Source organism: Rhizobium sp. UFLA01-1127 (genome assembly GCF_059803845.1).
The window spans coordinates 1-13,461 of the sequence record NZ_JAUQTZ010000162.1 but is presented as its reverse complement, the minus strand read 5'-3'; the positions used below and the strand labels follow the sequence as shown (position 1 = coordinate 13,461).

13 protein-coding genes are annotated in these 13,461 nt (G+C 59.9%); 9 read left to right on the top strand and 4 right to left on the bottom strand.

Annotation, left to right across the window (positions count from 1 at the left end; genetic code table 11):
• From Q4Q11_RS27655 to Q4Q11_RS27630, 6 genes are all read left to right on the top strand, one after another.
• Window positions 1–1,504 (top strand): putative bifunctional diguanylate cyclase/phosphodiesterase (locus Q4Q11_RS27655; RefSeq protein WP_498571469.1); only part of this gene is annotated, 1,504 nt, incomplete at its 5' end.
• 576 nt (window positions 1,505–2,080) lie between these two features.
• Window positions 2,081–2,836: an N-acyl amino acid synthase FeeM domain-containing protein gene (locus Q4Q11_RS27650; RefSeq protein WP_113216458.1), complete on the top strand. Its 756-nt coding sequence runs from the start codon at window positions 2,081–2,083 to the stop codon at window positions 2,834–2,836.
• Between the two features lie 389 nt (window positions 2,837–3,225).
• Window positions 3,226–3,450, top strand: coding sequence for an aa3-type cytochrome c oxidase subunit IV (locus tag Q4Q11_RS27645; RefSeq protein WP_112502906.1), 225 nt, complete (start codon window positions 3,226–3,228; stop codon window positions 3,448–3,450).
• A gap of 111 nt (window positions 3,451–3,561) precedes the next feature.
• Window positions 3,562–4,725 carry a Re/Si-specific NAD(P)(+) transhydrogenase subunit alpha gene (locus Q4Q11_RS27640; RefSeq protein WP_112502908.1) on the top strand — a complete coding sequence of 388 codons (1,164 nt, stop codon included), beginning with the start codon at window positions 3,562–3,564 and terminating at the stop codon, window positions 4,723–4,725.
• A 1-nt stretch (window position 4,726) separates the two neighbouring features.
• Window positions 4,727–5,125, top strand: a complete 399-nt coding sequence (locus Q4Q11_RS27635; protein ID WP_112502911.1) for an NAD(P) transhydrogenase subunit alpha part 2 — start codon at window positions 4,727–4,729, stop codon at window positions 5,123–5,125.
• A gap of 10 nt (window positions 5,126–5,135) precedes the next feature.
• Window positions 5,136–6,530: an NAD(P)(+) transhydrogenase (Re/Si-specific) subunit beta gene (locus tag Q4Q11_RS27630; RefSeq protein ID WP_112503788.1), complete on the top strand. Its 1,395-nt coding sequence runs from the start codon at window positions 5,136–5,138 to the stop codon at window positions 6,528–6,530.
• Between the two features lie 36 nt (window positions 6,531–6,566).
• On the opposite strand, the gene Q4Q11_RS27625 is transcribed toward Q4Q11_RS27630, so the two are convergent.
• From Q4Q11_RS27625 to rpsU, 4 genes are all read right to left on the bottom strand, one after another.
• Window positions 6,567–8,222, bottom strand: a complete 1,656-nt coding sequence (locus Q4Q11_RS27625) for a sensor histidine kinase (RefSeq protein ID WP_498571468.1) — start codon at window positions 8,220–8,222, stop codon at window positions 6,567–6,569.
• A gap of 355 nt (window positions 8,223–8,577) precedes the next feature.
• Complete coding sequence (locus Q4Q11_RS27620; RefSeq protein ID WP_498571467.1) at window positions 8,578–9,648, bottom strand: NAD(P)/FAD-dependent oxidoreductase; 1,071 nt, start codon at window positions 9,646–9,648, stop codon at window positions 8,578–8,580.
• Between the two features lie 110 nt (window positions 9,649–9,758).
• A complete protein-coding gene (locus Q4Q11_RS27615; protein ID WP_113213635.1) occupies window positions 9,759–10,634 on the bottom strand; it encodes a tetratricopeptide repeat protein in 876 nt (291 codons plus the stop codon).
• 138 nt (window positions 10,635–10,772) lie between these two features.
• On the bottom strand, window positions 10,773–10,985 hold the full coding sequence (rpsU, locus tag Q4Q11_RS27610; protein WP_004117638.1) for a 30S ribosomal protein S21: 213 nt from the start codon (window positions 10,983–10,985) through the stop codon (window positions 10,773–10,775).
• Window positions 10,986–11,333: 348 nt separating this feature from the next.
• Between rpsU and Q4Q11_RS27605 the strand changes: the two genes are divergently transcribed.
• The 3 genes from Q4Q11_RS27605 (at window position 11,334) to Q4Q11_RS27595 (ending at window position 13,446) form a co-directional block, all read left to right on the top strand.
• On the top strand, window positions 11,334–11,612 hold the full coding sequence (locus Q4Q11_RS27605) for a hypothetical protein (RefSeq protein ID WP_112503790.1): 279 nt from the start codon (window positions 11,334–11,336) through the stop codon (window positions 11,610–11,612).
• A 161-nt stretch (window positions 11,613–11,773) separates the two neighbouring features.
• Window positions 11,774–13,027 carry a sarcosine oxidase subunit beta family protein gene (locus tag Q4Q11_RS27600; protein ID WP_112502923.1) on the top strand — a complete coding sequence of 418 codons (1,254 nt, stop codon included), beginning with the start codon at window positions 11,774–11,776 and terminating at the stop codon, window positions 13,025–13,027.
• Window positions 13,027–13,446, top strand: a complete 420-nt coding sequence (locus Q4Q11_RS27595; RefSeq protein WP_498571466.1) for a hypothetical protein — start codon at window positions 13,027–13,029, stop codon at window positions 13,444–13,446. The genes Q4Q11_RS27600 and Q4Q11_RS27595 overlap by 1 nt, the downstream gene beginning before the upstream one ends.
• Window positions 13,447–13,461 lie beyond the last annotated feature (15 nt).

Genomic DNA, 13,461 nt, shown 5'->3' with positions numbered 1-13,461 from the left:
CGACGGGTCTTTGCCCGGTCTCATCCAGCGACAGATGGCGCAACTCGTCAGCGGCACGCTTTCGCGCACCCTCATACAGTTCAACGAGGACCAGTTCCTCGAGTTTTCGGCCAGCCGCCGCGCCGATGGGATCGTCATCCTGATCTTCGAGGATGTGACCGTGCGCATCCGGGCGGAACGCAAGATCCTGCATATGGTGCGCTACGATCCTTTGACGGGGTTGCCGAACCGGGAGTATTTCATCGATCTGGTCAAGGAAAGGCTCGCAGCGCTTCCCCGGGAAAGCCGGATCGGAATTCTGGTTCTCGATGTCGACGACTTCAAGCACGTCAACGATACCAAGGGGCATGTGGCCGGAGACCGCCTGCTGGTCGCCATCGCCGAGCGCCTGAAAGGGCTTGCCGGTACTGCGGCATTGGCGGCCCGTCTTGTCGGCGATCAATTCGTGCTGTTCTTTCCCAGCGAGGACAATGCCACGGACATCGACGGCCGTATCCGCGCGCTGCATGCGGCGATGACGGGGACTTACGACGTCGACGACTACAGCTTCCGGATTTCGGCCAGCGGCGGATATGTGACGATGTCGAGCCGGGAATTCCGTCCGGAGGAATGGCAGATCAAGGTCGATCTGGCGTTGTTCGACGCCAAATCCCGGATGAAGGGCGGCTGCAGCGCATTCGAGCAGGAGATGGATGCGCGTTATGTTGAGCGCCAGAAGCTGAAGGATGATTTGCGCGAAGCGGTTGAAGCCGGCAGGCTGCACGCCGTTTATCAGCCGATGTTCACGCCAGATGGCTCCCGCATCGACTGCTGCGAGGCATTGGCGCGCTGGATTCATCCGGAAAAGGGCTCCATCCCGCCCAATATCTTCGTGCAGATCGCCGAGGAGATGGGCATCGTGGCCGGCATCACCCGTTTCATGATCAATCAGGCCTGCCGGGACTGCGCCTCATGGCCGGCGCCGCTTGCCGTCTCAGTGAACCTTTCGGCGCAGGATCTGCGCAGCGACAATATCGTCGGCATCGTCGTGCAGGCGCTCGAAGCGTCGGGGTTGGCGCCTTCGCGGCTTCATCTCGAGGTTACCGAAAGCTGCCTGATGGATGAGGTGGCAACCGTCCGGTCCATACTCGCCGATCTGCGCGCCAAAGGCATCACGATTGCGATCGACGATTTCGGAACGGGTTTTTCCAGCCTCAGCTATCTCGATTCCCTGCCTGTGGATGTCGTCAAGATCGATCGGTCTTTCGTTCGCGACATTACGACGGACAGCCGCCGTTTCAAGCTGCTGTGCGGCATTGTCGATCTTTCCCGTGCGCTCAGCCTCCATATCGTGATCGAGGGTGTCGAGACGCTGGAGCAACTGGCACTCGTCGTCGAGAAGAATCTGGCCGATATCATCCAGGGTTATGTGTTCTCGGCGCCCGTGTCGCGGGAGCAGGTGGCGGAGATGGTGGAGAGCCTCGGCCGGCGCCTGCCGGGCGTGCGGCAGGATCACGTCGCCTGACGGATCGAATGACGGGTATCATTGCCCAGAGGCCGCTGCAATCTGGACGCGGGCCATCGCATTGCGCCGCGACAATCATCGGTGCCGGGTCATTCGCAGTATTTTTGAAGCATGTCGCGTAGAATTGTTCAGCGGTTTTGCGATCAGGATATGCGTGAAAATCCGAGACCAGGGCGCAGGAAGCGAATCTGAAAGATCGCGGCGCGCTTCAAAGCATGATGCCGAAAAGTGTGATCGGCTTTCGGATGACATCATGCTCTACTTCTTTGATTCCAGAGCGGATTCAGATTTCAGGCCGAACAGACCTGAAATCATCCGGCTCTCGTGCTTGCAGGCGTCGTAACGCATAAATCCGTGTTCGCTTTGTTCGGGCGAAACAGTCGGACAAATCTGCAAGCTTCCCGCTTCACAGCAACGAAAGCCCGAGCGTTTTCTCAAGCGCGCCGGACCTATACCGGTATTCGTTAAAAAAAATTAACCATAGCGAATAAATAGCTATTAAAAAGTAAATAAAATATTGATCAAATCTTCCGTTAATACCAATAATGATCCGTTAACCATTACGGAACCTTAACCATGACACATGTGGGTACTTTGCAAGACAGCTTTGCCGGCAAGCTGATGGCGGTGCTCGATAACGTAGAATACCGCCGAATCGAAAGCAGCGAAGACATGGAGGATGTCGCGCGCCTGCGGTACAAGGCTTACAAGACGCGCGACGTCCTGCCGGTGGCGGCGAAAAATCTGATCGATGATGTCGACTTCGATGACCATGCCTTTGTCTTCGGGGTCTACTACTTCGAGCAGCTGGTGAGTACCGTGCGAATACATCACGTCACGCCGGATCATCGCGTATGCCAATCGACCGGCATCTTTCCGGACGAGATACACGCCTTTCTCGATGCCGGGATGACTCTGATCGATCCGGCGCGCTTTGCCGTCGATCCGGACTTCGAGTTGGATTTGCCGGCATTGCCCTATCTGACGCTGCGGCCGGCGATCGTCGGCGCCATCTACTTCGATACGGATCGGGTGATGCAGCATATCCGTCCTGCGCACGCGGCTTTTTACAAGCGCGTCTTTTATGCCGATACGATCGTACCGCCGCGGATGACCAAGACCTATGGTTTCGAGCTGACGCTGCTGGCGTCCCGTTCGAAGGAGATCCGCGGCAAGCTGATGAAACGGTACCCGTTCTTCGATTCGGAGCCCTATGAACGGCGCATGATGTTTTACCGCGGGGAAGATATGAGCTCGCCGCCGCTGACCATTCTGCCGACCGCGCGGTCGGCAAGCGGCGACCGGCGTGAAATCCGCGGGCAATTCGGCTAGAGCGGTTCTGTTTTCACGGAATCTCTGAACTGCTCTATCTCTTTGTCTTTACGCAATTCCGGACGGAAAACCACTGCGCATTTTTCCGGGAATTGCTTTAGAGCGGGATGATGTCAGGTCTGTTCGGCCTGACATCTGAATCCGCTTTAGAATCAAAGAAGTAGAATATGATGTCGCCCGAAAGACGATCACGTTTTTCGGCATCCTGCTCTGGCTGCGCATCCGTGCGACCTTGTCGTGCATTGCATTTTTCCTCGCTTTGTGTAACCCCTCGGTGGAGGAAATTTGGTTGCGGCATCTTTTTCAGGGATGCCGCGACTTTTGAGGGCGAACTCCAGCCGCCAGTCGATGTCGTCTGCCGGAGGAGAGGATCGAGGGGAGAATTCTGAATGGCCGAACATCATACCGGACCGGCGGAAACTGGCGCTGCGATGGACTACAAGGAACATGAGAAGACTTACAATCTTTTCATCTCGGCCGCCCGCGTGGGAAGTGCGATCGTTGCGGCATTGCTGATCGCGATGGCAGCCGGCTTCTTCGGCCATGCCGGCTTCCTTGGCGGCATCGTCATTTTCGCCGTTCTTTCCGTCGCCAGCATCATCCTGTTGCGCTGACGTTCCAGAGCTGACCGACGCCGGACCTTTTCGGTCCGAGCCTTTCCGTGATTCTGCAGGCTGCAGCGCCGCCTCAGCGGGCGTGCCGCCGTTCGATGCGAGGTGTTGTCGTTGAGCAATCTGGTTTTCGTGGCCAAGGAAAGCGTGGCTGAGGAGACGCGTGTTGCGGCCTCGGCGGAGACGGTAAAGAAGATGAGGAGCTTCGGTTTCGATGTCGTGATCGAAGCCGGCGCGGGCACTTTGTCGCGTATCCCGGATGCCGAGTATCAAGCCGTCGGTGCAAGGATCGGCTCCGTCAAGGATGCAAAGGCGGCCGATGTCGTGCTCAAGGTCAGGCGGCCGACGACTAAGGAGATCGCCGGTTACAAGAGCGGCGCGATCGTCATCGCCATCATGGACCCCTATGGCAACGAGGCGGCACTTGCGGAGATGGCGCGGGCAGGGCTCACGAGCTTTGCCATGGAGCTGATGCCGCGCATCACTCGCGCGCAATCGATGGATGTCCTCTCGTCGCAGGCCAATCTTGCAGGATATCAAGCCGTCATCGAGGCTGCGGCGGTCTATGACCGGGCGCTGCCGATGATGATGACGGCGGCCGGCACCGTGCCGGCGGCAAAGGTGTTCGTCATGGGCGCCGGCGTTGCCGGCCTGCAGGCGATCGCCACGGCACGGCGTCTCGGCGCTCTGGTCTCCGCGACGGATGTGCGCCCGGCGGCCAAGGAGCAGGTCGCCTCGCTCGGCGCGAAATTCGTCGCTGTCGAGGACGAGGAGTTCAAGGCGGCGGAGACCGCCGGCGGCTACGCCAAGGAAATGTCGAGGGAATATCAGGTCAAGCAGGCAGCACTCGTTGCCGATCATATCGCCAAGCAGGATATCGTCATCACCACGGCGCTGATACCCGGCCGGCCGGCGCCGCGTCTCGTCAGCCGCGATATGCTGAAAGCGATGCGTCCCGGTGCGGTCGCCGTCGATCTTGCTGTCGAGCGTGGCGGCAATATCGAGGGTGCGGAATACGGCAAGATCGCCGAGGTAGAAGGCGTCAGGGTGGTCGGCTATCCCAATATGGCCGGCCGGATCGCGGCAAGTGCATCGGCTCTCTATGCCAAGAACCTCGTCACCTTCCTGGAGACGATGGTCGACAAGGATACGAAGAGCCTCGGCCTCAACCGCACCGACGAGCTGATCAAGGCGACGATGCTGACCGACGGCGGCGAGGTCGTGAACCCGAATTTCGTCGATCCCGACCAGCCGACGATCAAGAAGGGAGATCTCTGAGATGGCCAGCCAAGCAATGGACCAGGCACTTCAGCAACTGAACGATGCCGTCACCGCCGTCAGGACCGCTGCGGCACAGGTGCCCGAAGCGGCCAGTGCCGCAACGGGCGGAGCGATCGACCCCTTCGTCTTCCAGCTGGCCATCTTCGTGCTGGCGATCTTCGTCGGCTATTACGTCGTCTGGTCGGTAACGCCGGCCCTGCACACGCCGCTGATGGCCGTCACCAATGCCATCTCCTCGGTCATCGTCGTCGGTGCTCTGCTGGCCGTGGGCATTTCGGCGAGCGGTCTTGCCACCGGCTTCGGCTTCGTGGCGCTGGTGCTCGTCTCGGTCAATATCTTCGGCGGTTTCCTTGTCACCCAGCGAATGCTGGCGATGTACAAGAAGAAGGACAAGTGAGGGCGGCATGCTGAGCAATATCGCGGCTTTCCTCTATCTCGTTTCCGGCGTGCTGTTCGTCCTCGCGCTGCGCGGCTTGTCCCATCCGGCAACCAGCCGGCGCGGCAATCTCTACGGCATGATCGGCATGGGCATTGCCATCGCCACGACGCTGGTGCTGGCGGCGCCTTCTTTCGGCGGCTTCGTGCTGATCGTTCTCGGCCTTGCCATCGGCGGCGGAGCAGGCGCCTATATCGCGCGCGTCATCCCGATGACGTCGATGCCGCAGCTCGTGGCCGGCTTCCACTCGCTCGTCGGCCTAGCGGCTGTCCTCGTCGCCGCTTCGGCGCTCTATACGCCGTCTTCCTTCGGTATCGGCGAGATCGGCCATATCCATACCGAAGCCCGCATCGAAATGGCGATCGGCGTTGCGATCGGCGCCTTGACCTTCACCGGCTCGATCATCGCTTTCCTCAAGCTCGACGGACGCATGTCCGGCAAGCCGATCCTGCTGCCGAACCGGCACGTCATCAACGCCGCCCTGCTCGTGCTGATCGTGTTCTCCATCATCAGCCTGGCAGCGAGCGAGAGCCATTTCGCCTTCTGGGCGGTCGTGCTGCTGTCGCTGGCGCTCGGCGTGCTTTTGATCGTGCCGATCGGCGGCGCCGACATGCCGGTCGTCGTGTCGATGCTAAACTCCTATTCCGGCTGGGCCGCCGCCGGCATCGGCTTCACGCTCGGTAATCTCGCGCTCATCATCACCGGCGCGCTCGTCGGGTCGTCTGGTGCGATTCTGTCCTACATCATGTGCAAGGGCATGAACCGCTCCTTCATCTCCGTCATTCTCGGCGGCTTCGGCGGTGAGACCGCATCGGGCGGAGCCGACAACTCCGACAAGACCGTGAAGCTCGGCTCGGCCGAGGACGCTGCCTATCTGATGGCGAACGCCTCCAAGGTCATCATCGTGCCGGGCTACGGCATGGCGGTGGCGCAAGCCCAGCATGCATTGCGCGAAATGGCCGATCGGCTGAAGGCGCACGGCGTCGAGGTGAAATACGCCATTCACCCTGTTGCCGGCCGCATGCCGGGTCATATGAACGTGCTGCTCGCCGAAGCAAATGTGCCCTATGACGAGGTCTTCGAGCTTGAGGATATCAATTCGGAATTCGCCCAGGCCGATGTCGCCTATGTCATCGGCGCCAACGATGTCACCAATCCGGCGGCACGCGACGACAAGACCTCGCCGATCTACGGCATGCCGATCCTCGATGTCGACAAGGCCAAGACCTGCCTCTTCGTCAAGCGGTCGCTCGGCTCGGGCTATGCCGGTATCGACAACACGCTGTTCTACAAGGACGGCACGATGATGCTTCTGGGCGACGCCAAAAAGGTGACCGAGGAAATCGTCAAGGCGATGAACGAGTAGGTTGCTCCGGCGCTCGCAAGGGCAGCGTTTCCGCTCTCAGTTTCTTTGACGCTCCATCATGGTGCGCGGTGCCGTCAGTATCCAGACGAGTCCAGCCGGACGGAAATCGACCTCGACATTGCCGCTGAAAGATGCCGCGGCGTGGGTTTTCGTAACAGTCGTGCCGAAGCCCGTTTCGCTCGGCGGTCTGACCGTCGGACCGCCGCTTTCGGTCCAGACGAAGCGGATCATCGTGCCGGTTTCGCCGGCTTCGTTCGTCCATTCGATTGTGATCTTGCCCTCCGGTGCGGAAAGCGCGCCATATTTTACAGAATTGGTGGCAAGCTCGTGCAGGACCAGGCCAAGATTCTGCACCGCCTCCGGCTTCAGCAGGAAATCGTTGCCGAGCACCTCGAGCTGCTGCGGCCCCTGCAGGAAAGTTGCCAGATGGATGTCGATCACGCGGCGCAGGGAGACGCCGGACCATTGCTCGCTGGTCAGGACTTCGATCGAGCGCGCCAGGCCTTCCAGCCGATCGGCGACGGCGCGCTGGAACGTATCGACGCTGTCCGTCTGCCGCGCCAGCTGGCGGGTCATTGCCTGGGCGAGCGCCAGCAGGTTCTTGGTGCGGTGGACGAGTTCGTGCATGACGAAATGCAGCCGGTCCTCCGTAACGCTGCGGTCGAATGAGGCGTTGGAAAGCGCAATCGCTACCTGATTTGCTTCGATAACGCTGGTGTCGACCGGCGACACGATCTCGCCCCGGCCCATCCGATCCGCCATGTCGGCGATGCTCTGTATAGTGATGCGTACCTGACGGGCCAGCGCATAGACGGCGATGAGCGCGATCAGCAGCAATGTCACGCCGCCGTAGATCAGAAAACGCCAGGTGCTCATCAGCGATGCCTGCGCCGATGCGATCGGACCCCAGACGACGGCCTTCCAAGACCAGCCCGAGATCTGCGCATAGCCGAGCACGGCGTTCGGCAGGACCTTCTCATCCTGGTAGACGCCGCTGGAGGCGATCAGCTTCGGCAGGATGTCTTTGTTGAATGCATCGCCCGGCGCAAGGGTCGTCGGACCGCCGGCCGCGACGACATGACCGGATTTGTCCAGGACGGCAGCCGACCAGCCCGGCGGCAGGGCTTCCGTCGTCACGAGCTTGGCCAGCTCATTCGCATCCTGGGTCACGGCCAACGCGGCACCTGCCGGCGAGTGTTCGAGGGGCAGGGTGACATTGTAGACCCATCGCCGGGCGTTCGATCCCACGAAGACATCGGAGGCTTCGATGCGTCCGGAATCCAGCGCCGATTGCAGCGCAGCCATGTTGCCCGTCTTGCCAAGAGGCTTACCGAGAGGCCAGCGCGTATTCAGCCGGAGCTGGCCATCCTTTTCCATCAGAAGGACGAAGAGCGAATCGGTACGCAGGACGGTTTCCGTCCGGGCGAAGAAGGTGGCGATGTCGTTGCGCTCCAATTCCGGCGAGGAGGACAGAAGCCGCAGTGTTGTCGCCATGTCCTGCAATTGCCGGTCGATGACACGCGAAAGAGCCTGTGCGTCCTGAACCGTATCGCCCTTCAACACATCCCGTTCATTGTTTTCGAGCTGGACCAGAAGCAGTGCGACAAAGGCCAGAATAGGCAATGCAATCGCCAGGGCAATAGCGATAAGATAGGCCCCAATCGACGCTTTCGGGAAATGCGGTTTCCTCATGAGGCGATCAACCGATCGTGCCTCCATGGCGCTCCGGAACGCTGGCAAACGCGAAAAGAATACCGTTGGTCATCATGCCCAGCGCCCCCGTGCCCAGATCAGAGCTACATGCTCCAGAGGCGTTATGTTATTGCCCGGTAATTTTCCTTGCAACATATGAAAAGTCATTACTTCAAAATCATAAGCGATCACAGGTATTTACGGGCACAATGATGTACCCCTGAGTTGAGCCTTCCCAGAGCCTTTCCGCTTTTCTTCGAATCGCGAAATGCTCCGTCTTTTTGTTTTACGCAATTCCGGACGGAAAACCGCTTCACACTTTTCCTGGAATTACTCTGGTTTTTTTCCGGCTAGGCTAATTGAAGCGTTCGGGACGGAAGGGGGCAAGCTGATAATCTTCCCTGCCGTCGGCGATTTCCTCAGCCGCGAGCAGGTCGACAAGCGGCGCAAGCGTCACGCCCGAATGCAGAACCGCGAGATAAAGGCCCGGCACGGTTTCCACTCGACCCAGAATGGGCAGACCATCCTTCGGTGTCGGGTGATAACCGACCGTGTGGAAATCAAGCTCCAAAGCCTCGCCACCTTTCAAGGCGGCTTTCACCTTGGCGAAAAGTTCGCGAGCGGCTGCCTGCGGATCGTTGCCGGGATCGGTGCCGCCAAAGTCGCTGCCAGCGATGACCCGTCCCTCCGCCGTCTGGCGCATATGAAGCTCCGGCGTCATCACCAGACCGTTCAGCAGTTTCCGTGTGGGGCGGGAATGAACGATAAGCCCCGGTGGCGTTTCGAGTGGCACGAAGATATCGGCCGAGGCGGCAAGCGCCGCCGTGCCCGCACCGGCCGCAAGGGCGACGTGATCGGCGCGCATCGGCCCTTCGTCCGTTTCGACGCCGGTGATGCGGCCAGCCTCTTTCAGCAGGCTCTTGACACGGATACCCGACAGCAGGATCGCGCCATGACGTTGTGCATCTTCCAGCAGCAGTCTGGAGGCTGTGGCAGGTTCAACGGCGCCTTCCTCGGCAACATGCAGCGCATAGTCGGGAGGATTGACGAGGCTCGGTTCGAGCATCGTGCTCGTCGCCCGATTGACCGGCTGTATACCATAGCCCCAGCCATGATGCTGCGCCGCATAGGCGTCCAGCTCCGGCTCGGGGAGATCCCAGCACAGGCCGCCGCACCAGGAGAGAGGGATATCAGGCAGATCGGCCTTCAGCCTCGACCATTCGGCCATCGAGCGGCGCCGGAAATGGAAGTAGAACTCCGGATTGCCCCAGCTTGCATTGATCCAGGCAAAGGAGTTCGCGGTTGCAACGCCGCCGGTCTGCTGGGCGATCACCGTGACGGATGCGCCTTTGCGGCTCAGATGCCAGGCAATGGAGGCGCCGATGATGCCGGCGCCGATGACGATGATTTTCTGCGGGGAAGGCATGTCGCTGTCTCACTCGGATGGGTGGGCCGAGACTAAGCGTTCGACAAGGCAAAGAAAAGCCGCCGGGCGAGGGATGCCGGCGGCTGAACGGTTTTAGCGTGCGGCCCCTGTCAGGCGCCGGCGCCAACGCGTGCCAGGCCATCCCTGGCCGGCTGATAGTTGGGATCGAGGTTGACCGCGTGCTGATAGGAGCGGCGGGCTTTCGCCTTGTCGCCTTTGCGCTCATAGACGAAGGCCTGGTTTGCCCAGGATTCTGCAAGCTTGTTGTTCAGCTCGATGGCATGGTTGAAATCCGCAAAAGCGTTGTCGTCGTCGTTCTGCGCGAGGTAGGAAATGCCGCGGCTGTTGTAAGGCTCCGGCGAATTCGGCGAGAGCGAGATCGCCTTCGAGAAATCGTCGATCGCCTTGTCCTGCTGGTTGCGCTTTTGATAGATCACGCCGCGGCCGTTATAGGCGCGCCCATCGGTCGTGCCGAGGCTGATTGCCTTCGAATAATCGTTGAAAGCATCGTTGTCGCGGCCGGCCTGGCGATAGAGATTGCCCCGGCCGATATAGGCGACATCATAATTGCCATTGATCTGCAGGGCGGCATTGTAGTCCGCAATCGCTTCCGGCAGCTTGCCCATGTTGCGGTAGATGAGCGCGCGGTTGGCGTAGGCCTGATAGAACTTCGGATTGAGCTGGATCGCCTGATTGAAGTCGGCAAGCGCGCGGTTGAAATCACCACCGCGGCCATAGGCCGTGCCGCGCACATTGTAGCCTTCCGGGTCTTGCGGATTGGCATTGATGACCGATGTCAGCGAGGCGATATTTTCCGAAGAGCCTTGCGCCTTGTCGATCCGGATCACGTTATCGGTGGTGGCGGTCTGGCAGCCGGAAAGGCTGATTGCGGCAAGTATCGCCAAGGCAGGCAGGGCCGCGGCGCGCTTCGAAACGAACAAGGAGAGGTTCGAAGTGCGGAACTTTACGGAAGTCGTCATTGCCATTATCGGGTTCGCTTTCCCCATGCGTCATATCAGGCTTTTCTGATTTAATCCGATTTGCCTAGAGAATAAATCAAAAAGGCGGCGGCGAACGACTCGCCCCCGCCACACATGCATCTGAAAACGTCGAAAAAACGGCGATTACTTGGCAACAAGGCCTTCGCGCTGAGCGCGCTTGCGAGCAAGCTTGCGAACGCGACGAACAGCTTCAGCCTTCTCGCGAGCACGCTTCTGCGACGGCTTTTCATAGTAGTCGCGCATCTTCATTTCGCGGAAAATACCTTCGCGCTGCATCTTCTTCTTGAGAGCGCGGAGAGCCTGGTCGACATTGTTATCGCGGACAAGTACCTGCACGAGAATCACGTTCCTTTGGTTTGGTTGATGCCAGCGGCGACGGCAACGCCTGGAGGCAAAAATATAACGTTCGCGCAGCCGCAGCCTTGCGATTGGTAGGCGGGATAACAGATCGGTTTGTCAAAGTCTAGCCAGATCGTGAGTTTGCAGAGGAAAAAGCTAGTTGTCGAGGGTTGAATTGGGCTGCAGATGCCTGCGACGAGTCATCGAAGCTGTTGAATGAGGGTTCGCGGGTCGATTTTTTGCGACATTGACATGCTTATGAGAGTATTTCTGATCACCGTCGTTTCGTGTGTCACGGCGATTGCGCCGTTCGAGCAGTTGTCTGAAGCCAGGGGGAGCCGCTTCATGAAATCGCCCGATTTCGCTGTCGCTGCGAGGTTGCTTGCGGTGCCCGTGCTTGCCCTTTTCGTTCTTGCCGCGGCGTTTGGAACAGCCGCAGCCGGCGAAGTGCGCTTCGGCAAGAACGTCCGGGTCGGTGGCCACGATTTTTCGAACCAGACTTTTGACAGCAAACATCGTGCGAAGATCTATCTTTACAAGGGAAAGCCGCGGAACGAAGGATGCGTCTGGCGCAAGGACGGCCATGGTGGTCGAGTGAAGGTCTGCCATCTGCGACGCAAATAGATCTGCTGATGGCAATGAGCCGATGACTTTACTGCATGGCAATTTTAACCGTGTCGAAAGACGGTCCTGAATGCGTCGCAAAAGAGCCGTTGTGTCGGTTTTCGATTTGCGATTTGTATGACCCAGAAAAAGGGCGTCTTGCCTGAAGGAGTTGAGGGCGAATGCGTAAATACTCGGGTTTTGCCGTGGCAAGGGAAGCGATGCGGGCTCACAAGGGCTGGGAGGCTCAGTGGACCTCGCCGGAGCCGCGCAAGGAGTATGACGTCATCATCGTCGGCGCCGGCGGTCATGGCCTGGGTGCGGCCTATTACCTCGCCAAGGAGCATGGCATCACCAATGTCGCGGTGATCGAGAAGGGCTGGCTCGGCGGCGGCAACACAGGCCGCAACACGACCATCATCCGCTCGAACTATCTCTACGAAGAGAGCATGCACATCTACGAGCATTCGATGAAGCTCTGGGAAGGGCTGTCTCAGGATCTCAACTACAATGTCATGTATTCGCCGCGCGGCGTGATGATGCTGTCGCACAATGTGCACGATCAGCAGTCATTCAAGCGGCATATCCATGCCAATCGTCTCTACGGTATCGACAATGAATGGCTGACGCCCGAGCAGGCCAAGGCCTACTGTCCGCCGCTCGATATTTCCAAGACCGCCCGCTATCCGATCAACGGCGCGGCCCTGCAGCGGCGCGGCGGCACGGCGCGCCACGATGCCGTTGCCTGGGGCTTTGCCCGCGCCGCTTCCGATCGCGGCGTGCATATCATCCAGAATTGCGAAGTGACCGGCATCCGCCGCGGGCCGGACGGCCGCGTCACCGGCGTCGACACGAGCAAGGGCTTCATCGGCGCCAAGAAGGTCGGCGTTTCCGCAGCCGGCCATACCACAGTCGTCATGCAGATGGCCGGCGTGCGCGTGCCGCTGCAATCGAGCCCGCTGCAGGCGCTGGTCTCCGAACCGCTGAAGCCGATCTTCCCCTGCGTCGTCATGTCGAACACGGTGCATGCCTATATCTCGCAGTCCGACAAGGGCGAGCTCGTCATCGGCGCGGGTACGGACCAGTATAATTCCTACAGCCAGACCGGCGGCCTGCAGATCATCACCCATACGCTGGATGCGATCTGCGAGCTCTTCCCGATGTTCCGCCGCGTGAAGATGATGCGCTCCTGGGGCGGCATCGTCGACAACACGCCGGACCGCTCGGCGATCCAGTCGAAGACGCCGGTGCCGGGGCTCTATGTCAATTGCGGCTGGGGCACAGGTGGCTTCAAGGCGACGCCGGGTTCGGCCAATCTCTTTGCCCATCTCATCGCCCGCGACGAGCCGCACCGGTTCAATGCCGGCCTGACGCTGGATCGCTTCCGCACAGGCCGACTGATCGATGAGGCGGCGGCAGCCGCCGTGGCGCACTGATGCCGGCGGCGGTCGGGATCGTTCTTGCGGCAGGGCTTTCCCTGCCGACTGGAACGATCGCGGCCGAAGTCAGCGATCTTGTCCCGGGGGCTGAGGATTTTCGCATGCAGGTGATCCACAAGGCAAAGGATGAGGCCGACTGGCCCTTCGTGGCCGAAAGCGGCGTGATTGCCTGCGCCAAGGTGCTGAACAAGCCGTCGGTCTATTTCGTGCCGGACCAGACGCCCGAGGCGACGAGAGCTTTCGTGCTCGATACGGACCTCCTGGGTATGAGTCTGGTCAATATAGGAATGACCAATGTGCTGAAACCCTACGGATCGCTGGAGGCGCTGCTGAGGCGCATAACACCTTTCGTCACCATGGGACGGCGGCTCTGCGCGCAGCCTCCCGGCACAAGCCTTACAGGCTCGGAGCTTTAACACAGGTAGAAAACG